This is a genomic window from Rhodoferax sp. (genome assembly GCF_018063565.1).
Lineage (GTDB): Bacteria > Pseudomonadota > Gammaproteobacteria > Burkholderiales > Burkholderiaceae_C > Rhodoferax.
In genome coordinates this window covers 1-24,361 of the sequence record NZ_JAGPBB010000058.1, presented here as the reverse complement: position 1 = coordinate 24,361, position 24,361 = coordinate 1, and the positions used below count along the sequence as shown (strand labels likewise).

The 24,361-nt window shown below is 61.0% G+C and carries 24 protein-coding genes; 13 read left to right on the top strand and 11 right to left on the bottom strand.

The features are described 5' to 3' along the window. Position 1: 1 nt before the first annotated feature. From KBF66_RS13400 to KBF66_RS13385, 4 genes are all read left to right on the top strand, one after another. Positions 2 to 1,285 (top strand): efflux RND transporter periplasmic adaptor subunit, encoded by a 1,284-nt coding sequence (locus KBF66_RS13400; RefSeq protein ID WP_296657686.1) that lies wholly within the window; start codon positions 2 to 4, stop codon positions 1,283 to 1,285. Beyond that, positions 1,282 to 2,016: an ABC transporter ATP-binding protein gene (locus KBF66_RS13395; RefSeq protein ID WP_296657682.1), complete on the top strand. Its 735-nt coding sequence runs from the start codon at positions 1,282 to 1,284 to the stop codon at positions 2,014 to 2,016. Before KBF66_RS13400 ends, KBF66_RS13395 begins: the two co-directional genes overlap by 4 nt. Beyond that, positions 2,016 to 3,224, top strand: coding sequence for an ABC transporter permease (locus KBF66_RS13390; RefSeq protein ID WP_296657679.1), 1,209 nt, complete (start codon positions 2,016 to 2,018; stop codon positions 3,222 to 3,224). Before KBF66_RS13395 ends, KBF66_RS13390 begins: the two co-directional genes overlap by 1 nt. A gap of 79 nt (positions 3,225 to 3,303) precedes the next feature. Next, positions 3,304 to 4,347 carry an adenosine deaminase gene (locus tag KBF66_RS13385; RefSeq protein WP_296657676.1) on the top strand — a complete coding sequence of 348 codons (1,044 nt, stop codon included), beginning with the start codon at positions 3,304 to 3,306 and terminating at the stop codon, positions 4,345 to 4,347. Positions 4,348 to 4,368: 21 nt separating this feature from the next. Here KBF66_RS13385 and KBF66_RS13380 read toward each other — a convergent pair whose 3' ends face one another. After that, a complete protein-coding gene (locus tag KBF66_RS13380; RefSeq protein ID WP_296657693.1) occupies positions 4,369 to 4,863 on the bottom strand; it encodes a queuosine precursor transporter in 495 nt (164 codons plus the stop codon). 245 nt (positions 4,864 to 5,108) lie between these two features. Between KBF66_RS13380 and guaD the strand changes: the two genes are divergently transcribed. Then, entirely contained in the window at positions 5,109 to 6,425 is a 1,317-nt protein-coding gene (gene guaD, locus KBF66_RS13375) for a guanine deaminase (protein ID WP_296657673.1), read from the top strand. A 90-nt stretch (positions 6,426 to 6,515) separates the two neighbouring features. On the opposite strand, the gene KBF66_RS13370 is transcribed toward guaD, so the two are convergent. The 9 genes from KBF66_RS13370 to KBF66_RS13330 all read right to left on the bottom strand — a co-directional run bounded on the left by KBF66_RS13370 (position 6,516) and on the right by KBF66_RS13330 (position 14,898). Continuing rightward, positions 6,516 to 7,418, bottom strand: a complete 903-nt coding sequence (locus KBF66_RS13370; RefSeq protein WP_296657670.1) for a MerR family transcriptional regulator — start codon at positions 7,416 to 7,418, stop codon at positions 6,516 to 6,518. A 175-nt stretch (positions 7,419 to 7,593) separates the two neighbouring features. Continuing rightward, the gene (locus KBF66_RS13365; protein WP_296657665.1) at positions 7,594 to 7,842 is read right to left on the bottom strand and encodes a hypothetical protein; all 249 of its coding nucleotides are present in this window, start codon (positions 7,840 to 7,842) and stop codon (positions 7,594 to 7,596) included. Further along, positions 7,839 to 8,885 (bottom strand): hypothetical protein, encoded by a 1,047-nt coding sequence (locus KBF66_RS13360; RefSeq protein ID WP_296657662.1) that lies wholly within the window; start codon positions 8,883 to 8,885, stop codon positions 7,839 to 7,841. The genes KBF66_RS13365 and KBF66_RS13360 overlap by 4 nt, the downstream gene beginning before the upstream one ends. 3 nt (positions 8,886 to 8,888) lie before the next feature. Continuing rightward, complete coding sequence (locus KBF66_RS13355; RefSeq protein WP_296657659.1) at positions 8,889 to 10,304, bottom strand: VWA-like domain-containing protein; 1,416 nt, start codon at positions 10,302 to 10,304, stop codon at positions 8,889 to 8,891. Then, the gene (locus KBF66_RS13350; RefSeq protein ID WP_296657656.1) at positions 10,273 to 11,325 is read right to left on the bottom strand and encodes a MoxR family ATPase; all 1,053 of its coding nucleotides are present in this window, start codon (positions 11,323 to 11,325) and stop codon (positions 10,273 to 10,275) included. The genes KBF66_RS13355 and KBF66_RS13350 overlap by 32 nt, the downstream gene beginning before the upstream one ends. A 43-nt stretch (positions 11,326 to 11,368) precedes the next feature. Then, positions 11,369 to 11,794: a type II toxin-antitoxin system VapC family toxin gene (locus KBF66_RS13345; protein ID WP_296657653.1), complete on the bottom strand. Its 426-nt coding sequence runs from the start codon at positions 11,792 to 11,794 to the stop codon at positions 11,369 to 11,371. Then, a complete protein-coding gene (locus KBF66_RS13340) occupies positions 11,791 to 12,024 on the bottom strand; it encodes a hypothetical protein (RefSeq protein WP_296657652.1) in 234 nt (77 codons plus the stop codon). The genes KBF66_RS13345 and KBF66_RS13340 overlap by 4 nt, the downstream gene beginning before the upstream one ends. Positions 12,025 to 12,150: 126 nt before the next feature. After that, positions 12,151 to 14,268 (bottom strand): methionine--tRNA ligase, encoded by a 2,118-nt coding sequence (gene metG, locus KBF66_RS13335; RefSeq protein WP_296657650.1) that lies wholly within the window; start codon positions 14,266 to 14,268, stop codon positions 12,151 to 12,153. A 165-nt stretch (positions 14,269 to 14,433) separates the two neighbouring features. Next, positions 14,434 to 14,898, bottom strand: a complete 465-nt coding sequence (locus KBF66_RS13330; RefSeq protein ID WP_296657648.1) for a YciI family protein — start codon at positions 14,896 to 14,898, stop codon at positions 14,434 to 14,436. A 242-nt stretch (positions 14,899 to 15,140) separates the two neighbouring features. Between KBF66_RS13330 and apbC the strand changes: the two genes are divergently transcribed. The 4 genes from apbC (at position 15,141) to KBF66_RS13310 (ending at position 18,802) form a co-directional block, all read left to right on the top strand. Continuing rightward, positions 15,141 to 16,232, top strand: a complete 1,092-nt coding sequence (gene apbC / locus KBF66_RS13325) for an iron-sulfur cluster carrier protein ApbC (protein WP_296657645.1) — start codon at positions 15,141 to 15,143, stop codon at positions 16,230 to 16,232. A gap of 51 nt (positions 16,233 to 16,283) precedes the next feature. Further along, a complete protein-coding gene (locus KBF66_RS13320) occupies positions 16,284 to 16,889 on the top strand; it encodes a CDP-alcohol phosphatidyltransferase family protein (RefSeq protein ID WP_296657643.1) in 606 nt (201 codons plus the stop codon). A gap of 109 nt (positions 16,890 to 16,998) precedes the next feature. Further along, the gene (locus tag KBF66_RS13315) at positions 16,999 to 17,676 is read left to right on the top strand and encodes a DUF3047 domain-containing protein (RefSeq protein WP_296657640.1); all 678 of its coding nucleotides are present in this window, start codon (positions 16,999 to 17,001) and stop codon (positions 17,674 to 17,676) included. Positions 17,677 to 17,692: 16 nt separating this feature from the next. Continuing rightward, entirely contained in the window at positions 17,693 to 18,802 is a 1,110-nt protein-coding gene (locus KBF66_RS13310) for an FAD-dependent oxidoreductase (RefSeq protein ID WP_296657639.1), read from the top strand. Between the two features lie 33 nt (positions 18,803 to 18,835). Here the strand turns inward: KBF66_RS13310 and selD are convergent, their stop codons facing one another. Further along, entirely contained in the window at positions 18,836 to 19,915 is a 1,080-nt protein-coding gene (gene selD, locus KBF66_RS13305) for a selenide, water dikinase SelD (protein WP_296657637.1), read from the bottom strand. 95 nt (positions 19,916 to 20,010) lie between these two features. On the opposite strand from selD, the gene KBF66_RS13300 reads away from it, so the two are divergent. From KBF66_RS13300 to KBF66_RS13285, 4 genes are all read left to right on the top strand, one after another. Further along, complete coding sequence (locus tag KBF66_RS13300) at positions 20,011 to 20,955, top strand: HDOD domain-containing protein (RefSeq protein ID WP_296657634.1); 945 nt, start codon at positions 20,011 to 20,013, stop codon at positions 20,953 to 20,955. Between the two features lie 41 nt (positions 20,956 to 20,996). Then, positions 20,997 to 22,253 (top strand): MFS transporter, encoded by a 1,257-nt coding sequence (locus KBF66_RS13295; protein ID WP_296657689.1) that lies wholly within the window; start codon positions 20,997 to 20,999, stop codon positions 22,251 to 22,253. A gap of 139 nt (positions 22,254 to 22,392) precedes the next feature. Next, positions 22,393 to 23,334: an RNA polymerase sigma factor RpoH gene (gene rpoH, locus KBF66_RS13290; RefSeq protein ID WP_296657631.1), complete on the top strand. Its 942-nt coding sequence runs from the start codon at positions 22,393 to 22,395 to the stop codon at positions 23,332 to 23,334. Between the two features lie 115 nt (positions 23,335 to 23,449). Then, a complete protein-coding gene (locus KBF66_RS13285; protein ID WP_296657628.1) occupies positions 23,450 to 24,262 on the top strand; it encodes a tripartite tricarboxylate transporter substrate binding protein in 813 nt (270 codons plus the stop codon). The last annotated feature ends 99 nt before the right edge of the window (positions 24,263 to 24,361 follow it).

Genomic DNA, 24,361 nt, shown 5'->3' with positions numbered 1-24,361 from the left:
CCTGCTGGCGCAGCCCCCCAAGCCCACTTGGTGGCGACGGCGCAGCCTGTGGATTGGCCTGGCGCTGCTGGCCAGCGGTACTGCAGCCTATTTTTATTGGTCGGCCAGCCAGCAGGCCAAAGCGGCGCCGATTTACGTCACAGAAGCGGCCGCCAAAGGCAACCTGACGCTCAGAGTCACCGCCAATGGCACGCTGCAGCCCACACGCCTGGTCAACATCGGCAGCGAACTCTCGGGTACGGTGCTGCGCGTGCTGGTCGATGTCAACGACCGGGTCAAAAAAGGGCAGGTACTGGTGGAGCTGGACACGGCCAAACTCACCGACCAGGTCACGCGCTCGCGCGCCGCGCTGGCCAGCGCGCAGGCCCAGCTGCTACAAACCGCTGCCACGCTCAAGGAAACCAAGGCCAGCCTGGCGCGGCTGGAGGAAGTGGCACGGCTGTCAGGTGGCAAAGTGCCCTCGGCAGCCGAACTCGATGCGGCCCGCGCCAGCCTGGAGCGTGCTGTGGCCGCCGAGGCCAGCGCCCGCGCCAACCTCGATTCAGCCAGGGCGTCTCTCGCCACGGACGAAACCAATCTGTCCAAGGCTTCAATCCGCTCGCCCATCGACGGCATGATCCTGACCCGTTCGGTGGATCCCGGCAATGCAGTCGCCGCGTCACTGCAGGCGGTCACCTTGTTCACGATTGCCGAAGACCTGGGCAAGCTGCTGCTCAAGGTGAACGTGGACGAAGCGGATGTAGGCCGCGTCCAAGTGGGTCAAAAGGCCAGCTTCACCGTGAGCGCCTTTGCCACACGGCGCTTTCCGGCCACCATCACCCGGGTGTCCTATGGCTCCACCATCACCGACAACGTCGTCACCTACGTCACCCAAATGGACGTCGACAACGCCGACCTGAGCCTGCGCCCGGGCATGACCGCCACCAGCACCATCACCGCAGTGGAGCGGCAAAATGTGTTGCTGGTACCCAATGTCGCCTTGCGCTTTGCGCCAGCCGACCCTGCTGGCGCGGAATCGGCCAAGGCCAGCGGGGGTGGCATCATGTCGAAAATGATGCCACGCATGCCACGCACCGGGCAGAAAAAGGCCGGTGGCCCGGGCGGACCCGCCAAACAGGTGTGGGTGCTGCGCGATGGCGCACCGGTGGCGCTCAACGTCAAGGTGGGCATCAGTGATGGCCGAATGACCGAGATCACTGATGGCGAGCTGGCCGAGGGCATGGCCGTGATCACCGAGCAACGAAGCAGCGCCGCTGCGGCCAGTCCAGCTGCCAAAAAACCATGAGTCAGGCAGCCCTGATCCAATTGCTGGGTGTCACCAAGATCTATGGCCAGGGTGCCACCGCCTTGCAAGCGCTCAAAGGCGTGGACCTGGCGATCGACACGGGCGATTTTGTTGCCATCATGGGCCCAAGCGGCTCGGGCAAGTCCACCGCCATGAACACACTGGGCTGCCTGGATACACCCACCACCGGGCAATACATCTTTAACGGGGTGCATGTGGAACAACTCAGCCGCGACCAGCGTGCACTGTTGCGCCGGCGTTACCTGGGTTTTGTGTTTCAGGGCTTTAACCTGCTGGCGCGCACCTCGGCGCAGGAGAACGTCGAGCTGCCTCTGCTGTACCGCGGCGAGCCCGCCAAACAGCGCCATGCGGCGGCCAAAAAAGCACTGGCCTCGGTGGGGCTGGCGGGCTGGGAACACCACACCCCCGCTGAACTGTCGGGTGGCCAGCAGCAGCGCGTGGCGATTGCGCGTGCCATCGTCACCGAACCCGCGGTGCTGCTGGCTGATGAGCCCACCGGCAACCTGGACACCCAGCGCAGCCACGAGATCATGGACCTGCTTTGGAAACTCAATGTCGAGCACGGCATTACGGTGCTGATGGTCACTCACGAGAGCGATATGGCAGCCTACGCCAAACGCATCGTGCGCTTTGTCGACGGCGTGGTCGCCAGCGACGCACGCAATGCCCACCCGGTGGCGTTGAATCCGGCCACCGTGGAGGTGCACTGATGTTGCTGAGCACCCTGCTGCTGGCACTGCGCTCCATCCGGCGCAATCTGCTGCGCTCCTTTCTCACCATTCTGGGCATTGTGATTGGCGTCAGCGCGGTGATCACCATGGTCACCGTGGGCAATGGTGCCACGCTGGCGATTCAGAACCAGATTTCGGGGCTGGGCACCAACCTGTTGCAATTGCGCCCTGGCCAGCGTATGGGCGGCCCGGGTGGCAGTGCCGGTGCACCACCGTTCAAAGAGGCCGATGCAGTGGCCATTGAGGCCCAGGTGGGTGGACTGCTGGCGGTTGCACCTGAGGCGCGCAGCGGTGCCAGCATTGTGGCCGACGGCCGCAACTGGGCCAGCAGCGTGATCGGCAGCACCAACAGCTGGCTGATCACCGGCAACTGGAAAATTGCCGAAGGGCGCGAGTTCACCGATGATGAGCAGCGTGGTGGTGCCGCGGTGTGCCTGATTGGCGAGACCGTGCGCCGCGAGCTGTTTGGCAGTGCCAGTGCTGTGGGGGCGTCGATCCGGGTCAAACAGATTGCCTGCGACGTCATTGGTGTGCTGGGCGCCAAGGGTCAGGGTGCCTTTGGCAACGATCAGGACGACGTGGTGCTGACGCCCTTGCACACACTGCAGCGCCGCATTACCGGCAACACCCGAGTGCAAACGCTGCTGGTGTCGATGCAGGACGGTGCCGACCCCGAGCGGGTGAAAGCGGCGCTGACCGACCTGCTGCGCGAACGGCGCAAACTCGCCGACGGCGAAGATGACAACTTCAATGTGCTCGACACCAAACAGCTCGGTGAAACCTTTGCCAGCACCACCAAGGTGATGACCATGCTGCTCGGTGCGGTCGCGGCGGTGAGCTTGCTGGTGGGCGGCATCGGCATCATGAACATCATGCTGGTGAGCGTGACGGAGCGCACCCGCGAGATTGGCCTGCGCCTGGCTATCGGCGCGCTGGAGCGCGAGGTGCTGATGCAGTTTCTGATCGAGGCGGTGGTGCTGTCAGCGCTGGGTGGCGTGGTTGGGATGGTGCTGGCGTTTGGCGCATCGATGGGTGTGGCCGGGCTGATGGATGTGCCGTTTGTCTTCAACTGGAACGTCAATTTGCTGGCCTTTGTGTTTTCGGCCGGCATCGGTGTGGTGTTTGGTTATTTCCCGGCTCGCCGTGCCGCACGTCTGGACCCGATCGAAGCGCTGAGACATGAGTAAATTTAGAAGAAAATAGCCTCCAGCGCATACAAAATATGCCCTGGCTGCTATCATTCTTCCGAACAATGAGCCCCAACCTATGCATCACAACCATCGTCCCATTGCCCCACGGCGCCTGCCTGACCTGCTGCGGCATATGCCCAAAGCCGAGTTGCACATTCACATCGAAGGTTCACTGGAACCTGAATTGATGTTCACGCTGGCCCAGCGCAACGGCCTGGCCCTGCCCTACCCCGATGTAGCCACGCTCAAGCAGGCCTATGTGTTTGACAATCTGCAGGACTTTTTGAACATCTACCACGCCGGTACGCTGGTGTTGCGCACCGAGCAGGATTTTTATGACATGACCTGGGCGTACCTGCAGCGTGCTGCAGCCGACCAGGTGATTCACGCCGAAATTTTCTTTGACACACAAACCCACACCGGGCACGGTGTCAGCGAATCGGTGGTGATCCAGGGTTTGCACCGTGCCTGCGTCGACGCCCGGGCCCAGTTGGGGATCAGCGCCAGCCTGATCCTGTGTTTTTTGCGCCACCTAAGTGAGGCTGAAGCGTTCGAAGCTCTGGAGCAGGCCCAGCAACATCTGGACAAACTGGTTGGCGTGGGGTTGGCATCAAGCGAAGTGGGGCATCCGCCCGAAAAGTTCACCCGTGTCTATGCCAAGGCGCGGAGCCTGGGATTGCGTCTGGTGGCCCACGCAGGAGAAGAAGGACCTCCGGCCTATATCTGGGGCGCACTGGATGCACTCAAAGTTGAGCGCATCGACCACGGCGTGCAAGCCATCCAGGACCCGACGCTCATGGCCCGACTGGCGCGGGACAAGATCGCGCTGACGGTCTGCCCGCTCTCCAACCTCAAGCTGTGCGTATTCAAAGATTTGTCACAGCACAATCTGGGCCAGCTGCTGGATGCAGGTATTGCAGCCACAGTCAACTCCGACGATCCAGCCTATTTTGGTGGCTACATCAACGCCAACTTCACGCAGACCTTTGCTGCATTGGGCTTGGGCGCGGAACATGCTTACCAGCTGGCGCACAACAGTTTTGCGGCCAGCTTTGTCACCGAGTCAGTCAAGCGGGCCTGGCAGGATCGTCTCGACAGCTTTTTTGAAACCTTTGAATAAAGCCCCGTCAGCACCGCCCGCTCAGCGGCTTGCCGGCGCCCACATTTGCAGACGCGGCAACATCGCCCGGTAAGGCGCCAACAACAACGCTGCCATCAGGCATTTGATCGCAAGATCACCCACGGCCAGCATCAGCCAGTTCATGTCGGACCCTGCAAAGGCCAGAAAAAAGAAAATGGCGGTATCCACCACAGAGGCCACCAAAGAGCCAATCAATGGCGCTTTCCACCAGGACTGAGCGCGCAGCCGGTTAAATGCCACGATATCGAGCAGTTGCCCGACAATAAACGCCACACCGGAGGCCACCGCAATTCGCCACGGCGCCAACGCCAGCGACACCAGCACGGCAATCCCGAAACCGGTCCAGGCCACGCGCCGGGCGGCTGGGGCTCCGACCGCACGATTGGTCAGATCTGTCACCAAAAAAGCCACCGGAAACGTGAATGCTCCCCAGGTCAACCAGTCATTGATGGGAAACTGCACCAGGTAGTTGGATGAGATGATGACAATCATCATCGCCATAATGGGGCGCCATAAGGATACCTTCGGAATGTTGGTGGCGGAGTTCATGTCCTGATTATCGCAGCCACGTTGTGACTGAGCCGCACATGGGGTTTGCTGGGCAGGTCCCTTTACGTGACCACGATCGACCTCGGTCAGCCAGCCTTGGGCTGGCACTGAATGTGAAAATCGGGCATTACCACAGCAGCAGCTTCCAAACCATGGACCATCGCCATTGAAAATTGGGTAAGCTTGCCATCATGAAAGCCTATCGTGCCCAACTTCTGTATTTCAAGCCCGAGGGCGATCCGAGGCATCGCGCCGTCTTTGAGCAGGACGGCTTGCTTGTCACCGGCCCCGACAAGACCGGAAAGCAGGTGGTCCTGGCCGTCGGTTCCTGGCAAACGCTGCAGCCTCGTTTTTGCGATGTACCGGTAGAGGACTTCAGGAATCGCATCATTGCACCGGGGTTTGTCGACCTGCACAGCCACTACCCGCAAAGCAATGTGATCGGCTCGCCCGCAGAAGGCCTGCTGCCGTGGCTGGAGAATTACACATTCCCTGAAGAAAAACGCTTCGAAGCCCAAGACTACTGTGCGCAGGCAGCTACTTTTTTTATAGAAGAGCTGATGCGCAATGGCATCACCACCGCGTTGACATTTGCCACCTCACACCCGCAGTCGGTGCATGCGCTGTTCGAAGCGGCGCAGCGCCGCCAGTTGCGCCTGATCACCGGCCTGTGCCTGATGGACCGCCACGCCCCGCACGACCTGCTCAATCAACCCCAGGGCCGCGTGGACGCCACCGAGCAAAGCCTGATCGACACCGAAGCGCTGATTGCCCGCTGGCACGGCGTCGACCGCCTGGGCTACGCCATCACGCCGCGCTTTGCGCCCACCAGCAGTGACGCGCAACTGCGCGGCGCGGGCAATTTGGCAGCGCGTTTTCCCAGCGTCTGGATCCAGTCGCATGTGGCAGAAAACCGCCTGGAGATTGCCTGGGCGCGCGAGCTGTTTCCCGACGCCCGCAGCTACCTGTCCACCTACCACGACTTTGGCTTGATGCGTCGACGCGCTATCTACGCCCATTGCATCCACTTTGACGACGACGACCGTTGCCTGATGCGCGACACCGGTGCCGCCGCTGCCATTTGCCCGACCAGCAACCTTTTTCTGGGCAGTGGTTTTTTTGATTATGCGGGGGCAGACCGGATCGGATTTGACTACGGTTTAGGCAACGATGTCGGTGGCGGCACCAGTTTCAGCCCGTTTCATACCATGCTGGGAGCCTACTATGTGGCACGCGAGGGGCAAAACAAAGCCGGTTTGAGCCTGAGTCCGCAGCACCTGTGGTGGCAACACACGGCCGGTGCAGCGCAGGCGCTGGACCTGGAGGGTGTGGTGGGCAATCTTCTGCCCGGCTGCGAAGCTGACTTTGTACTGCTCAACCCGCAGGCCACGCCGCTCTTGGCGCGCAAAACGGCACTCGCGGCAAGTCTGGATGAGCTGCTGTTTTCGATGATTGTGCTGGGCGACGACCGGCTGATCGAGCGCACCGTAATTTCGCAGGCGGTTTAACGACGTTGCCGCACGACCCAGCAACCGATGAAAGGCATTCTCGCCAGACCAACCTTGGTTCGCCGCTTTTCCAGAAGGCGTTAACAGGCTCTATTTTCTTAGCATTTGCTGCCACGCAGAAACGGCCTGCGCCACGCCGTCAAAATGCGCCACGCCCGGCGGCACTTGCGCGACCAAGGGCAACATACCGCACCCGCCCACCCATAAGTGGCAATCGGTGGGCAGGGCCTGGCGCAACTGGGTCAGGTAGCTTAAAGACGCGTCAGGCTGCATACATTCGCTGATTGAAATGGCCACCACGCCAATTTCCAGGTCGCGCACCGCTCGCACCACCTCTGGGTGTGGCGTCTGGGTGCCCAGGCTCACGCAGTGCGCACCCTGCACGGCCAGCGCCACCTGCAAACCCATCATGCCCAAACCATGCAACTCGCCGGGCGGGGTGGTGAGCAGCACACGGGGTTTGGCAGTGCTGGGGCGCATCCTGGCCAGCCGTGCATACAGCGTCTGGCGCATGGCTTCGGTATAGTGGTGCTCCATATGGATGCCCAAGCGCCCATTGGCCCAGGCGATGCCCACCGCGTCATTGAAAGCTGGCAGCAACGTCTGCGCGAACTTGGCCAGTCCGTTTTCATTGATCAGCTGCTCCAGGTAGGCAAGCACGGCACCTGGCTCACACCCCGGTGCCAGGCAGTCCAGCAAACCTGCCTGGTGTTGGGTGGCGTCGGCATCCTGCCCCCAGCAGTCCAGCGTGGCATGCAGATCGGCCAATGACAAGGCCATAAGCTTGTTGGGCCGCTGGCCGCAGTGCACCAGGCGGGCGATGAGCTGTAGTCGCTCCACATCAGCCAGTGCGTACAGGCGCTGACCCCGATCACCCCGCACTGGCATCGGGAACTGGTAACGCAGCTCCCACTTGCGTAGCACCTCGCGGCTGAGTCCGGTGGCGTGCTCGGCTTCAGTTTGGGTCAGGGGGGCGTGATCAGGCATGTCCATGGTGGTGCGCACATTTTCGCAGGAAGGCGGCTTGCGAGGATAAATCACTTTTGCAGTCCATTGTCCAGGACAAATCTCTGCCATCCAGACCAACATGCCTCGAGCCGCCAAGCCAAGGTTGATGGCACCGTCCGCCCGTGGCGGCAGCGGCAATTTCAAACCTTGCTGAATCTGATCATGGATCCAGCCAGCGCACCAGATAGTAGAGCCGAAGACCCTCGGACGAGCGCGACGGACCGACCACCTCAACCGCGTGTTGACCGAGTTCGGGGCGCGCCAGAGCCCGTGCACTGGCTTCATCGCGCATGACGTCAACACAGTTCTCGGGAAAGCGCTTGCGCGCGCCACGTTTGACGTGTGCAATGGCAAAACACGGCTGCATCATCTGTGGCAGGTCTGGGTCGATGGTGAGGCCGGTATTCATGCCTTGCCTCGCAATACTTGCATTTGCATCAGCAGCGGTGCCAGCACTGGCTCCAGATGACGACGCATCAGCGGCCCCACGGCCGTGGTTTTGGCAAGAATCGGCAACGCAAGCTGTTGGCTGACCTGGCGCAAATCTGCCATCGCAAGGGCCTCGCGCTGCAACGTTTCGGGCCAACCCGCAGGCAGGGCCAGATGGCGTAAGGCGGCAAAATAGTGACCCAAAAGGTCAAGCGCCAGAAACACCGCCTCAGGCGCCGGTGGCTTTTCCAGCGCCAGCAGCATGGCACGCAGGAAGCTCTGGCCACTGGGGCCATGACTGCGCAGCAAGGTCTTGGCCCACGGGTCATCAACGGCAAAAGCCTCTGCCAGGGTTTGCGCCTCTGCGCCGCTCAGAACCCGCGGCGGTTCAGGTGGCAAGTCGTCGGGCTGGTGCTCCAGAAACCCGAGAAAGTAGTGAGGCCGGTGTTTGGATTTGGCCCAGAGCGAGGGGACTTTGTCCGGCGCCATCAAACCCGCACCCACCACGGCGCGAATTGCGTTCATGGCCTGAATCGGATCTTCTTCAAACGGCAAATGCTCGATCAGGAATTCTGCCAGCACCGGCCCCATGATGCCGGTACACACCACCCGGTGCGCCAGCAAGTAACGGGCGATCTCCATTGTGGGCAAGGCCCACCAGGCGCGCCGGGCAAGTTCATCGGTGATGCTGGGGGCCTGTGCTACGGCGCGCACCGCTTCGGGCTCACCGAGCTTGAGCAATGCCTCCAGACTGCGTGCGCTGCTCTGCCCCATGCTGTTCCAGCGCATCAGGTGCACTGGATACCCGCCGGGTGAACCCATGGCGTGGCCGCCGAGCAATTCACGCACGCGCTGTGCATACAAGTCAGGTCGGCAGTTGCGGTGCAGCACCACCTTGGCCTCACCCCTGGCGGTCAGCGCGTAAAGGGTTTGCTGGCCCTCATCCACACGCACCGCCAGCACCTCACCGGCCAGCAGGACGTTGAGGCGCAACTCGTCTTCGGGGGATAGTTCAGCGGCCATGACTCAGTTCAGCTGAATGCGCTGCCCCCAGGGCACGGGTGATTTGCCTTTGACCAGCCACAGCACCGGGTAGTTGGGTGCGATGGCCGGAAACTGGCCCTGTGCATCGGTGAAGTAAACCAGCGCATCGGGTTGCACCCCCGCGCGCTCGACCCAGTCAAACACCGGCGCGAAGGCGGTACCGCCGCCCCCGGCAAAGGTGCGCGGCAGTTGAAATGCCTCCCACGCCTCAGTCACCCAGGGGCCATCAGGGGCCAATGCCGCATCGCATGCCAACAAAGTAATGCGTACCGGCAGGGTGCCTTTGATGGCATTGAGTTCCCCGGCAAACTGCGCCAAAGCGGTGTTGTCAATCGAGCCTGAGGTGTCCAAAGCCACATAAATGTCACCGCTGTGGCTGCGCAACCTGGGAAAAAGCGGCTCGCCTACGGTGCCATCGCTGCGCCGCGAGGGACGCTGCCAGCTGTAATCGTCACGCGCCAGCTGCAACAGGTAGTGCGCGAGCGCCGCACGCCACGACACCTGAGGTGCCAGCGCGTCCTGCAGCAAACGGGACATCCCCCCCGAGAGTTTGCCAGCCTCACGCGCGCGCTGCGCCGCCGCGGCCATGAAGCGCTGCCACTGCTGTTGCAACTGTTCTTTTTGTTGTGCGCTCAAAGGCGCGGGTGGCCCGTCTTGCCGATCACCCGGCGAATCAGGCGGGTCCACCGGTGGCGGACTCGCGCTCCCGCTCTGCGGGTCTGCTTGCGGCTCAGCAGCCTGGGGCTGACCGCCCGCCTGAGCCGATGGCCCGGGTGGCTGCGCGCCGCCACCCTGCCCCTGGTCTTGGGCTTCACCATTGCCGCCACCGGCCTGACCGCCGTCATCGCCATCCCACACATGGTCGTCAAACTGCTCGCTGTCGAGCGTATCGCTGATACAGGGGTATATTTCTTCGGCCGCCATGCCCCGGTAAAGGTCAAGCACCTGGGCGCCCAGGGGTGGCTGGAGCCCTTCGTCAAGCAGCAGCGGGTTGATCGCAAAGTCACACGCCAGATCCCAAATGCGTTGCACCCGTCTGCCACGGCGGGCGAAATGGCCCAGCGCGCAGTGCAAGGCTTCATGCGCCAGCGCAAACTGGGTTTGCGCACTGCTCAGGGCGTCCACCCACTGCGGGTTGTAATAGAGTTTGCGCGCATCGGTGCCAGTGGTTTTGCACCAATGGCCCGCCTCCACAAGTGGCAGGCGCAACACCAGCGCACCCAGAAACGGTTTATCCAGAATCAGCCTGGCCCGCGCGGCTGCCAGTTTGGCCGCCGCGGCCCGACGCGTGGCCACACTCCATGTGGCGGGCAGTCCAGCCGCGGTACCCGGTTGTCGCGCCACGCCGACATGGCCCAGGCCATCGTTACTCGTAGAGGACGAGGTCTGCAACGGCATGAGCCCAACCCGCAAACTCTGGCACCGCAAACAGGGCCGAACCAATGCCCCGGTGCATGTCGGAGACCAGCATCACGCCCATTTCTTTGAGCGGCAGGCGCTGCGCATAGTTCAGGATGTGGCCCCATACCTGCTTGGACTGCACCTGACCTTTCGCGCGCAAGGCGCGACCCGCCAGTGCCGCGGCAACGGCGTATTGCAAATCCAGCTCGGTGGGGACCGCCACCTCCTGCCCGGCCACGATGGCGTCCAGATCCGGCAGACGCTCCAAGCTGTCTATGAACGCCGCACACTCCACCCCGGCTGCGTGGCCCACACAGGCGCACAACGCGGCAGTCAACAGGTCGGGGGTCTGGTCAAATTTTTGCAATGCACGGTGGGCAAACTCCCACGAGCGCGGGCTCGGGAAGGCCATTTCTCCCGCCAGCGTGCGCGCCGCATCAAAGGCAAACAGCAACTCGGGTTTGAAGCGCAAAAACGCAATCAACCGCTCGTCAATCCCACTGGCGTAAGCCCAGACAACCCAGTCATCCAGATTGACGACGACTTCAAAATGCGAAAAACGGTTGGCCAATGGTGCCGGCATGGCGTAGGTCACACCCCGGTCGCCCTGTCGGTTGCCGGCGGCAAAGATCACCCACCCATCGGGGATGTGGTAGTCGCCCAGGCGTCGATCCAGAATCAGCTGATAAGCGGCGGCCGACACCGCGGGCGGTGCCGAGGTGATCTCATCCAGAAACAACACCCCGTGCGGGCCGTGGCGCTGTGCATCGGGCAACATGGCAGGCACCGCCCACTGCACCAGGTCACCCACCCGAAACGGAATGCCACGCAAGTCTGACGGTTCCATCTGCGACAGGCGAATGTCGATCACCGGTACCTGATGACGCCGCCCGATCTGCGCCACGATCTGCGACTTGCCCACGCCGGGCGGCCCCCACAGCATGACAGGGGTATGGTGACCCTCAGCGGTGCTGAGAAATTCGCGTTCAAGCAGAGCGGTCAGTTGGGCGGGACGCATGGCTGGAAAGTAAGAAAGTAAGCGTCGTCACAAGGATGGCGCACTAGCCATGCTCAAGCTCCGAGAGCAAGGTAATGCTGCCCTCTTTGCTGGCCTGCGTGACATAGGCCTGGTTGGCGGTAATCAGCGTGGCACCCGGGGTGTGCAAAGCCACGGCGTGGTAAAGCGTTTCATACAAATGGTGCTGATAACGCATGGCCAGTTTGAGCGCAGTCACATACATCTCGGGTGAGGCGACGAGCTGGTAGCGGATATTGAGCAAATCATGCAGATCGTCGCGTGCGTCGACGGGCTTCAGACGCATCAGCATGGCTGCAACCTCAGCGACAAAATGCGGCGGCTGCACAAAGGTCAAAAAACCCAACACCGACTGTTCAAGAATTTTCAGCGCCAGATCGGTGTCGTGCTCCTGTGGATGCCCCGCCAGAAACCACTTGAACGCCACACTGGCATCGACGACGGCGATCATGCGCGACATTCCTCGCGCGCGGCACGAATCTGGGTGTCGGTGATCACCGGAGCGCGCTGACGCCGCAGCAGAATGCGTTGATAAGCTTCCTTGGCACGTTGCTGACCCTTGGCCCGGTCCACCGCCTCACGCATCAGGTCGGCAATCACCGCGCTTTTGTTCTGCCCCTCAAAAGTGTTGTTGAACGCTTCCTTGACATCTTCGGGGACGCTGAAATTGACAGTGGGCATACATGAAGTCCTGGGTTGAGTTGGCGCACAGGAAGAGTCAGCCACCTGTTTCAACAACATTCTACAAAGTGTGATCAGCCGATCCGCATGAAGGCACCCACAGAATTGCTCAAAGCGCGCAGTGGCTCAATGAATCCGCATGCCCGGCTGTGCACCAGCAAAGGGCTCCAGCACATAAATGCCAGGTTGGGCTTTCTCGTCGGCGTGGCTGGCCGCCAGCACCATACCCTCACTCACACCGAACTTCATTTTGCGTGGTGCCAGGTTGGCCACCAGCACGGTGAGCTTGCCGCTGAGGTCTTCGGGCTTGTAGTCGCTGGCAATACCGCTGAACACATTGCGGGTTCTAGGCTGACCGGCGTCATCGACTTCGCCCACGTCCAGGGTCAGCTGCAGCAGTTTGGTCGAGCCCGCCACGGCCTGGCAAGCGACGATCCTGGCAATGCGCAGGTCAATCCTGGCAAAGTCGTCGATCCCGATAGTGGGGGCAATGGCTTCGCCACCGGGGTGCAGATCAACTTTCAATTCAGTAGCTGCTTGCGCTTTCTCCACCTGGGCTGGAGGCTCAAAAAGTGCCTCAAGTTGCTTGGCATCAACGCGCTGCATGAGGTGCTGGTAAGTGCCGATGACATGGCCGGTTTGCAGTGGTTCACCAATGGTATTGAAGCTCAGGGGCGCGATGTTTAAAAAGACCTCCACCTGCCGCGCCAATTCGGGCAACACCGGCTTGAGGTAACAGCTCAGCACCCGGAACGCCTTGATGCAGACCGTGCACACACCTTGCAGGCGTTCCTCTTGCCCCACCTGTTTGGCCAGGTCCCAGGGTTTATTGGCGTCGACGTAGGCATTCACGCGATCGGCCAGCAACATGGTTTCACGCAGCGCCTTGGCGTACTCGCGGCCCTCGTACATCAGTTCGATGCTGGCGCGCTCGATGCGTAACTGGTGCAGCAAGGCCGCACCATCCTCGGGCACATGGCCCAATTTACCTTCAAACCGCTTGGACAGGAAACCCGCCGCCCGCGATGCAATATTGACAAATTTGCCAATCAGGTCGCTATTGACGCGCGCCATGAAGTCGTCGGCGTTGAAATCGATGTCTTCGTTGCGCGCGCTGAGTTTGGCTGCCAGGTAGTAGCGCAGCCACTCCGGGTTCATACCCAGGCTCAAATATTTGAGCGGATCCAGCCCGGTGCCGCGGCTTTTGCTCATCTTCTCGCCGTTGTTCACGGTCAGAAAACCGTGCACAAAGACATTGGTGGGCACCTTGCGGCCACTGAACTTGAGCGTCGCGGGCCAGAACAGGGTGTGAAAAGTGACAATGTCCTTGCCAATGAAGTGGTACTGCTCCAGCGACGGATTGGCCATATAGGCCTCGTAATCCACACCGCGTTTGCCCAGCAGGTTTTTCAGCGAGGCCAGATAACCAATGGGTGCGTCCAGCCAGACATAAAAGTATTTGCCCGGTGCATCGGGAATTTCAATACCGAAGTAAGGCGCATCGCGGCTGATGTCCCAGTCCCCCAGGCCGGTGCTGGTGCTTCCATCCGGGTTGCTGCGCTCAGAGAACCATTCCTTGATCTTGTTGGCAACCTCGGGCTGAAGCTTGCCGTCTTGTGTCCATTCCTGCAGGAACGCCACACAGCGTGGATCAGACAGTTTGAAAAAATAATGCTCAGACGTGCGCAATTCGGGCTTGGCGCCTGAGAGCGCAGAGAACGGGTTGATCAGGTCGGTGGGCGCATAAACCGCGCCGCAGTTCTCGCAGTTGTCGCCGTACTGGTCTGCGGTGTGGCACTTGGGGCACTCGCCCTTGATGAAACGGTCGGGCAAAAACATGCCCTTGGTGGGGTCATAAAACTGCTCGATAGCACGCACTTCAATCAGACTGCCGTCAGCGTTGTCACGCAGGCCTCGGTAAATGGCTTGCGCCAGTTCGTGGTTCTCGGGAGCGTCGGTGCTGTGCCAGTTATCGAATCCGATATGAAAGCCGTCCAGATAGGGTTTGCGCCCGGCGGCAATGCCCGCCACAAACGCTTGCGGCGTGACACCTGCCTTTTCTGCGGCAATCATGATCGGCGCACCGTGGGTGTCGTCGGCGCAGACAAAGTCCACTGTGTTGCCCATCATCCTCTGAAAACGCACCCAGATATCGGCCTGGATGTACTCCATGATGTGGCCGATATGAAAATTGCCGTTGGCGTAAGGCAGCGCGGTGGTAACAAAGAGTTGGCGTTGGGTCATGGGCGTTCACATGTTGGGCAAGGTCATTCTGACCGGGCCGGGAATCATAGCAACTGCAATACCATCTGACGTCGCCCGCATCAGCCTCAATCCGCCGGGCGGTCGCGCCACGCCCGGGTTGCCAGGCAAATGACCATGGCGGGCCACGCATTCAGGTGGGTACGCCTAGAACTTTTTCTTCGCCAAAGTCTCGTGGACCTCGGGCACCAGCATCAAAGCGGCAGAACCGTAGTAGCGGTGGTACTCGGCCACCATCTCACCCTTTTGCAACACCGGATCGGTGGCGGCAAGCGCCCGTGCCTCGTCAATGCTCTTGACGGCCAGAACAAACAGCCCGCGCCAGCCGTCCACCCCATCGTAAGGCCCCGCCAGCACCAGTTTGCCCTCTTTGGACAGGCGCGTCATGTTGGCGAAATGTCCGCGATACATCTCATCGCGCTCAGGGCCTTCGGGCATCTTGTTCGGGCCGGTCTTGAGCAGCACAAAAACATAGCTGCGCATGCCATGTTCATCGGCCCCCAGCCGCTGCGCCAACGCGTTGTCAAACGGGGTACCGATCGAATCCTGAGGATACGCGGGCGAGACCGCCAGCGCCAGCAGACTCATCATGCCAAGCAACAGAGTACGCATCAAAGGCTCCTCAACAAGTGGGTGAGGTCTCCATCATAAGACGGGATCTTGCGCTGTGGCGATGCCACTCAAGCGTCAGCGTGATGTGCAATGCGCAGCCCACTGGCCAGATTGAAACGGGCGGAAAACGGCAGGCCGCAACCGCACCCGAGGGTCTGGATAAACTGGGGTTAACCCGAATTTTCCTTGTTTCATAAGGGCAAGCTTATCTTGGCTAGACTACTGCACCTTTGGAGATCACCATGACCGCAACCGAACACACCGTAATGGACGCCCTCAAAAGCGTCATCGACCCTAACACCGGCAAAGATTTCGTTTCCAGCAAAGCCATCAAAAACCTGAGCGTGAGCGACGGCGATGTGGCATTTGACGTCGAGCTGGGCTACCCGGCCAAGAGCCAGATCGCCGGCTTTCGCAAAGACCTGATTGCCGCTGCCAAAGCCGTGCCCGGCGTGGTCAATGTGTCAGTCAACGTCAACGTGAAAATCGTCGCCCATGCGGTGCAGCGCGGAGTGGCGCTGCTGCCGGGCGTGAAAAATGTGGTGGCCGTGGCCTCGGGTAAGGGCGGGGTGGGCAAAAGCACCACCGCCGTGAATCTGGCGCTGGCGCTGGCGGCCGAAGGCGCGCGAGTGGGTTTGCTCGACGCCGACATTTATGGTCCGAGCATTCCGATGATGATGGGCATCGACGGCAAGCCTGAGAGCAGCGATGGCCAGACCATGGAGCCCATGGAAAACTTCGGCGTGCAGGTGATGTCGATCGGCTTTCTGGTGCCCGCTGACGAAGCCATGATCTGGCGTGGTCCGATGGCGACGCAGGCGCTTGAGCAGTTGCTGCGTCAGACCAACTGGAAAGATCTGGATTACCTGATCGTCGATTTGCCACCCGGCACCGGTGACATCCAGCTCACGCTGAGCCAGAAGGTGCCGATGACCGGCGCGGTGATCGTCACCACGCCGCAAGACATCGCCCTGCTCGATGCGCGCAAAGGCATCAAGATGTTTGAGAAGGTCAGTGTGCCCATTCTGGGCATTGTGGAAAACATGGCGGTGCATGTGTGCAGCCAGTGCGGCCATGTCGAGCACATTTTTGGCGCTGACGGCGGCAAGAAGATGGCCGCCGAGTACAAGGCCGATTACCTGGGCGCCCTGCCCCTGGCCATGCAGATCCGCCTGCAGGCCGACAGCGGCCACCCCAGTGTGGTGTCTGACCCCGACAGCGAAGTCGCTGGCCTGTACAAAGGCGTGGCACGAAAGGTGGCGCTGGCGATTGCCGCCAAGAACAAGGACTTCTCCAACAAGTTTCCGTCGATCAAGATTTCCAAAGACTCCTGATGGGTGCGCTCAGGCGGTGAACACGGTGCGGAGCAATCCTGTTCGACCGGCATGTTTGACCGATCGGCCATCCGTTTGATCCAACCGGCGGTGGGTCGGCTCGCGCAGGCTGTCCACCGTTTGGGGCTGAGCGCCAATCAGTTGACGCTGCTGGGATTTGGCCTCGGAGTCCTGGCGGCATACCAGATAGCGACAGGCGCGTTTCTGACGGGCCTTGTCACCATTTTGTTATCCCGGTTGTGTGACGCGCTCGACGGCGCATTGGCGCGTTTGACGCAGCCCACCGACGCGGGTGGGTTTCTGGACATCACTCTGGATTTCCTGTTTTACGGCAGTATTCCGCTGGCCTTTGCACTGCATGATCCCGCACGCAACGCCTTGCCGGCAGCGGTGTTGCTGTTCGCCTTCATTGGCACAGGGTCGAGTTTTCTCGCCTTTGCCACCTTCGCTGCCAAACGTGGCCTGCACAATCTGAACTACCCGGACAAGTCGTTTTACTTTCTGGGTGGACTGACCGAGGCCGGTGAAACCCTGGCCTGTTTCTGTGCCATGTGTCTCTGGCCTGGCTACTTCGTCGAGCTGGCCTACGGGTTTGCGGCCCTTTGTTTGACGACCATCATCACCCGGCTGTGGTGGGGTTGGCGGACGTTTGCCTGATTTTTTGGCCCAGATTGCGATGCGTTTGCTAACCGGGTTCACGATCAAACTTGTAGCAACAAGTGCTTTATGGATAAGCGCTAGCAACACTTTTTGCCAAGTTTTCCCAGTGCTGAGCGACACCGGCAAACCGCCGACATTGGCGCCGCTGGGCGTGGCTGACCACCACCTCCACCCGGCCTGGCAACTCAGCGGCCTGCCCGACCGCAAGCAGCCGTTGACACATTTTGACTGGCGCGTCCAGGGTGACGAGGCGTATCTGCAAGTGCGCACCGAAGCGTCTTATGGCGTATTGACACACGCCTGGCAGGGGGCACCGCCGACCGAACTGGCCTGGCGTTGGCAGTTGGTGCAGCCGCTGACGCAGGCCGACATCGCCACCAAAGCAGGTGATGACGCTGCCATCAAGCTGTGTGTGATGTTTCGTCAGCCGTTGCAGGACATCCCGCTGCTGCAGCGGGCCGCGTTGTCGCTGGCGCGCACCGTGACCAGGCAGGACTTGCCAAGCGCCACCCTGTGTTACCTATGGGACAGTCGCTATGCCGCTGGCAGTTTGCAGCCCAACCCGTACACGGCCCGGGTGCGCAGCATCGTGCTGAATGGCAAAGAATCTGCCACCGGGGTCTGGGTGGCGCAGCAGCGACACATTGCCGATGATTTCATGCGTCTGTTCGGCAGCGAAAGCAGCACCTTGCCGCCGGTGATGGCGATCGCCATTGGTGCAGACAGCGACAATACACAGGGGCGAAGTGAAGCCAGACTGTCCGGACTGCGCAGCTTGCCCTGAACCATTCGATATTTTGATGAAACATCTGGTGATGCTCGGCGCGGGTCATGCCCACGTGCACCTGCTGTCCACCCTGGCAGCGCAACCACCTGCCGGGGCGAAGATCACGCTGGTGGCACCCTACCCACGCCAGTTGTATTCGGGCATGATGCCCGGCTTTGTCGCCGGACACTACACGCTGGAGGACTGTGTCATCCCGCTGGCGCCGCTGCTGACCAACAGCGGTGTGACCTGGCTGCAACGCAGCGTCGTGGGGTTGAACGCCACAACCCGCGTGCTGACGCTCGACGATGGCAGCACCCTGGACTTTGATCTGCTGTCAATCAACAGCGGCCCGGTGCAGGATCGCCAGCGTATCGAACACATGATGCCCGGTGCACGCGAACACGCCTTGTTTGTGCGGCCAATTGAAGGCTTTGCCGCCCTATGGCCCCAGGTTCTGGCCTTGGCCGGCGAACGGGCGCTCCGGGTGGCCGTGATCGGTGCCGGTGCCGCCGGTATTGAGCTGGCGATGTCGGTGGCCCACCAGCTCAATGGCTCGTCGGTGACGCTGCTCAGCGGTGACAGTGCCGTTGGGGCCAATTACCCGGACTCGGTGCAGTCGCGCCTGGTGCGGGTGCTCAAAGAGCGCCACATCACGCTGCTGCGTGAGCGCGCGGTTGGCATCAGTGCGGGTGCTGTCGCACTGGCAAGCGGCGCTCATCTGGCGTGCGACGTGCCGATCGTCGCCATTGGTGCACAGGCACCGGCCTGGCTGCAGGACAGCACACTGGCACTCGACGAGCAGGGTTTTGTGGCAGTGGACGTATTTCAGCGCTCCACCAGCCACCCACAGGTGTTTGCTGCGGGCGACGTCGCCACCCGCGTCGACCAATCATTGGCGCGCAGTGGTGTCTATGCCGTGCGCGCCGGCCCGCCGCTGGCCCGCAACCTGCGCGCAGTTTTGGGCGGTGTCGCGCCGAGCCCGTACATACCGCAGGTCAAAACACTCAACTTGCTGGCGTGTGGTGAAAAATACGCCATTGCCAGCTGGGGCAGCTGGTCAGCCGAGGGGCGCTGGGTATGGTGGCTGAAAGATCGCATTGATCGCGGTTTTATCCGCAAGTACCGCCAGCCTTCCGGTTAAGCTGATCGGCGAAAGGCCGGGGCGAGTAACCTTTCAGCGCAGCACCAACCGGGCGTCGGGCCGCGCAGCACTGACTTCGCCGATGTCAGCGGCCTGATCAAACCCCATGCGGTGAAACACCGCCAGTACTTCGTCAACCGACTCCGGGGCACACGACACCAGCAGACCACCGCTGGTTTGCGGGTCCGTCAACAAGGCCTGATCAACCGGCGCAAAGTGCGGGGGCAGCGCCACCTCGTTTCCATAGGCGGCCCAGTTTCGACCCGATGCACCGGTGACGTGGCCGGCCTGAGCCAGTGCGCGCGCGCCAGGTAGCAGCGGCACCCGTGCCCAGTCGATTTCGACCGTGCAACCGGCACCCCGCGCCAGTTCAAGCGCATGACCGGCCAAGCCAAAGCCGGTCACATCCGTCATGGCATGAACACCTGCCAGAGCCGCCAGCACCGGCCCAGGGGTGTTGAGCTGGGTAGTGACTGTCATCATCTGTGCATAACCAGCAACGTCGAGTTGCTCTTTCTTAAGTGCTGCTGACAGAACTCCCACACCAATCGGCTTGCCCAGCACCAGCCGGTCACCCACGCGGGCACTGGCGTTTTTCTTGACGCGAGCCGGGTGTACCAGCCCCATGGCAACCAGCCCGTAAATCGGTTCCACCGAATCGATGGTGTGGCCACCTGCAATCGGAATACCGGCGGCGCGGCAGACGCTCGCCCCACCCTCCAAAATCAGCCCGATCGTCTCCAGAGACAACACCGCAATCGGCATGGCCACCAACGCCAGCGCCATGATGGGCGTGCCGCCCATCGCATACACGTCACTGATGGCATTGGTGGCAGCAATGCGGCCAAAGTCATATGGGTCGTCGACAATGGGCATGAAAAAATCGGTCGTGGCGATCAGCGCCTGCTGGTCGTTGAGCTGGTACACCGCGGCGTCGTCCGAGGTTTCAATCCCTACCAGCAACTCCGGAGGTATCGGCATGGCGCTGGTGCCTTTGAGAATGCTCGATAGCACGCCGGGCGCAATTTTGCAGCCACAGCCTCCGCCATGGGAGAGGCTGGTCAGGCGGGGTTGAGTGGCATTGCTGACCGAAGATCGTGGTGGTGTTGTCATATCGCTCAAAGTAGACGAGTTGGGATGCCATTATCGAGCTTGACCCGTGACGCGCTGCCCCGCATACTCGCGACCCGAACAAAGGATGCGGCGACATGACCGAAGACACCCACACAGCCAAACCACAACCGCGCTACCTGACGTCGGCACTGGCCCACATTGGCGCGTGGACGCACTATTTTCGCGACGCCGAAATCCCGGTGCTGGCGGCTACGGCGCAGGCACTGGAAGAATTGCGCGCCATTGAAGACGATGTTGACGCCAACATGCTCACCGCCGTGATTCAATCCGACCCGCTCATGACACTCAAGCTACTGGCGCACGTGGCCACATTGCGCCGCCCGGCCACCATGACCGAGACCGAGTCAGTCACCACCTCGCTGGTGCTGATGGGGATCAGCCCCTTTTTCCGGCGCTTTGGGCCACAAGCGACGGTCGAAGACTGGCTGGCGGACCAGCCCGAAGCGCTGTGTGGTGTCAAAAAACTGCTCAATCGGGCCGAACGCGCGGGGCAGTTTGCACTGGGTTTTGCGGTGCATCGGGGTGATACCGACGCCACCGTGATTCACCAGGCCGCATTTCTGCATGACTTTGCCGAAATTCTGGTCTGGTTGCACGCGCCCACGCTGGCGGTACAAATCCAATTGGCGCAAGAAGCCGACTCAACCCTGCGCTCCAGCGTCATCCAGAAATCGGTGCTGGGCATTGACCTGGCCGATTTGCAGCTGTCGCTGATGAAACTGTGGCATTTGCCGGAACTGCTGGTCAGCATCAGCGACCCACGCCGTGCCGAGCGACCCAATGTGCAATGCGTCTTGCTGGCCGTCCGTCTGGCACGCCACACCGCCGTTGACTGGAACAACGCCGCAGTGCCCGACGATGTAGCCGATATTGCCCGGCTGTTCAATGCCCCACTCAAGGTGGCGCTGGCGTTTCTGCACAAGATCGACCATCCGGTCATTGAGGCGACCCACTTGACCGGCCAGCGCTGCGCCGGTGACCCGGCCACCTCGGAATCTGACGTTGCTGCAAGCACCTGACCAACAATAGCGGACTGGCTCGCGTGCCAAAACCGACTGCGATCGGGCGACCACCCGCTGCGTCTGACCCCGTCCCGGCATCGTTCACACGCTTTCATCCGGCCACCGTGGTATTGCTGGCGGGTGTTTCAGCGGCCCTGCATGTGGGCAAACTGCCACCGGCGCTACCGGCTTTGCAGCAGGCGCTGGGGGTGACGCTGGTGCAAAGTGGCTTCTTGCTGTCGATGGTGCAGTTTGCTGGTATGACACTGGGCTTGCTGGTGGGCTTGAGCGCTGATGCATTGGGCTTGCGACGCACCCTGCTGGCAGGCCTGATGTTGCTGACGACCGCCAGCACGCTGGGTGCAATCTGCTCCAGTTATGGCAGCCTGTTGATACTGCGGGCACTGGAAGGCCTGGGTTTTCTGTTGGCAGTGATGCCGGCGCCCGCCCTGATTCGGTCCTGTGTTGCGCCGCAGCAACTTAGCGCCAGGCTAGGCTGGTGGGGCAGTTACATGCCCTTGGGCAGTGCCCTCGCCTTGCTGACCGGTCCCTGGCTATTGGCGGGCTTTGCCTGGCCGGTCTGGTGGCTGCTGCTGGCAGGCATGACTGCAATCGCCACCGGGCTGGTCTGGTGGCAGGTCCCTTCAGACCCATCGCCTCAGACCCCACCCCCCAACCCTGCGCCCCCGCCGCCAGCGACTGGCCTCTGGATGCGACTGGTGCTGACCCTGACCCATCGTGGACCCTGGTTGGTCGCATTGAGCTTTGCGGTCTATTCCGCACAATGGCTGGCGGTGATTGGCTTTATGCCCACCTTGATGGTGCAGATGGGCCTCTCCGCTGCCTTGACGGGGGTATTGAGTGCCACTGTGGCACTGATCAACGTGGTGGGCAATGTGCTGTCGGGACACTTGCTGCAACGTGGCATGCTGGCTCACCGCGTGCTTGTGCTGGGCTTTGTCAGCATGGCCCTTGGCGCCTTTGGAGCCTTTGCGCCTTGGGGACTCGAGCAATACCCGGTGTTGCGCTACGCCAGTGTGCTGCTGTTCTCAGCACTTGGAGGGTTGATCCCGGGCACCTTGTTTTCGCTGGCCGTGCGCCTGGCACCCGATGCCGGGACGGTATCCACCACCGTGGGTTTCATGCAGCAGTGGTCGGCCACCGGGCAATTTGTCGGCCCGCCACTGATCGCCTGGGTGGCAGCGCAAACTGGTGGCTGGCAGTGGACCTGGCTGGTTACGGCTTGTCTGTGTCTGGCCGGAGTGACGCTGGCCTTGGTGATCCATGTTCCCCGGGGCCGTCCCCTGCGCGGTTGAGAATTTCAGGCCAGCTCACCCAGGCAGCTGTCCGGTTTTTTGCCAAATCCGGACACGATGCAAGTCATTGAACTTATTTATTAGCACTCAATCATAGAGAGTGCTAACATTTACACCATTGATTGAAAGGAGTTCTGGCATGACTGTTCATACTGGCACACCCAGCACGGCATTGACCCTGGCCAACCCTTGGGCGCTGGTACCGGCGCTGGGAAACCTGGATGCGTATATTTCTGCGGTGAACCGTATGCCCATGCTCACACTGGAAGAAGAGCAGCTGTATTCACGCAAGTTCCAGATCGACAACGACCTCGAAGCCGCCGGAAAGCTGGTTTTGTCGCACCTGCGGTTGGTCGTGTCGACCGCGCGCCAGTATCTTGGATACGGTTTGCCACATGGCGATCTGATCCAGGAAGGCAATGTGGGTTTGATGAAGGCGGTCAAGCGTTTTGATCCTGAACAAGGCGTGCGGCTGGTGAGTTACGCGCTGCACTGGATCAAAGCTGAAATTCACGAATACATCCTGAAGAACTGGCGCATGGTCAAAGTGGCCACCACCAAGGCACAACGCAAACTGTTCTTTAACCTGCGGTCGATGAAACAACGATTTCGCAGTGAAGACGCGATGGCTGACCTGGACAGTCACCGCGACACGCTGAGCGAAAGTCAGATCGACGCGATGGCCACCGAACTCAACGTCAAACGCGAGGAAGTCATCGAGATGGAAGCCCGCCTGTCTGGTGGCGACGTGCTGCTCGACCCCAGCCCGTCTGATGACGGCGAGGACGCCTACGGCCCGATCGCCTACCTGACCGATGCCAGCCATGAACCCACGGCCGTCATCGAAGCGCACCACCGCGATATGCTGGCCAGCGATGGCCTGGCGCACGCCCTGAATACACTGGATGCACGCAGCCGTCATATTGTGGAAGAGCGCTGGCTCAAAGTGAATGACGACAACAGCGGCGGCATGACGCTGCACGATCTGGCTGCGGTGTACGGCGTCAGCGCCGAGCGAATTCGACAGATCGAAGTCGCTGCCATGAAAAAGATGAAGAAATCGCTGGTTGAGTTTGCCTGACCTGAACATCTTCAGAAGATCGGCTCAGCGCTGCGAGAATCCCCCCAGCTCACCCCGATAGCGTATCAAGAGACTGCAGCCGGGGTTTTGATCCGGAGTTTTCAAGGACATTGCCATGATCCGCATCGACCGCCGGATTGCATCTATTTTCATAGCTTCAAGCCCTTTAACAAATTGGGCTGAAGGCCAAAATAACCAGAAAACACCGGACTGGCCAAGCAAACCGATCAAGCTGGTGGTGGGGTTCCCGGCCGGATCATCTCCGGATTTGACCGCGCGTACGCTGGCTGAGCCATTGGCCAAGCTGCTGGGTCAACCGGTCGTGGTTGAAAACAAGATTGGTGCAGGCGGCAACATTGCGGCGGACCTGGTTGCAAAGGCGACTGATCGCCACACGCTGGGCTTGATGATCAACGGCAACATGACCACAGCCAAGTTGCTCAACCCCAAACTCGGATTCGACCCCCTCCAAGACCTGACGCCCATCAGCCTGATTGGTGTATCGCCACTGGTGCTGATGGCTCCAAAGAACGCACCGGGCAGCGATGCCCGCGCCTTTTTTGCAGCGGGCAAACGTGCCGGCGATCAATGGAGTTATGGCTCGCCGGGGGTCGGCACCATTGGCCACATTGGCATGGAATTACTCGCCAGCAAAACCGGCATCCGGCCCGTTCATGTCCCGTACCCAGGTTACCCACAGGTCGCCACTGCCATGATTGGCGGGCAATTGCACCTGTCGATGCTGCCACCTGCGCTGGCCATGTCGCAACTGAAGGGTGACAAATTGCGCGCCATTGGTGTCACTTCCAGCGGACGCAGTGCTCTGGCACCCGAATTGCCCAGCATGGCAGAAGCCGGTGTAGCCGACTTCAGTCTTGAGATCTGGAACGCGCTGGCGGCACCTATAGACCCGGCAACTAACTATTGAAATAGCTCAACTTGCCCCCATGTAGCGGACATGGAAAAAGAAGACGGAAGAAGGCTGTCGCGTCAGGCCCAATATGAACGGCGCAAACAGGCGGTGCGA